General features: G+C 57.3%; 1 protein-coding gene. It reads right to left on the reverse strand.

Annotation, left to right across the window (positions count from 1 at the left end; translation table 11 throughout):
* Positions 1 to 367, reverse strand: a 367-nt coding sequence (locus tag KP705_RS19400) for a transposase (protein WP_215765494.1), incomplete at both ends; no start/stop codon positions are given.

Raw genomic sequence — 367 nt, forward strand, 5'->3', positions numbered from 1 at the left:
TCGGCTTTCTCAGCATTCGTATTGCGCTGCTTTGGAGCGGCTACCAATGTTGCATCCAGGATCTGGCCTGACATCGGCAGATAACCGGCGTTCCGCAGGGTCGCTTCAAACCGGTTAAACAGCCCATCGATCGCACCCGCCTGTGTCAGGCGTTCACGGAGCAGCCAGACCGTTTTGGAATCGGGCACCCGGTCCGACAGTCCCAGACCAAGGAAACGCATGAAGGACAGGCGGTCGTTGATCAGATATTCCGTTCGCTCGTCGGACAGATTGTTCAGCGTCTGGATGACCAGGATCTTGAACATCAGCTCCGGATCGAACGGSGGACGKCCGCCTTTGMTCCYGTCTGAATAGGCCAGAGCCTTCT

It is taken from the genome of Gluconobacter sp. P1D12_c (assembly GCF_018812105.1).
Classification (GTDB): Bacteria; Pseudomonadota; Alphaproteobacteria; order Acetobacterales; family Acetobacteraceae; genus Gluconobacter; species Gluconobacter oxydans_A.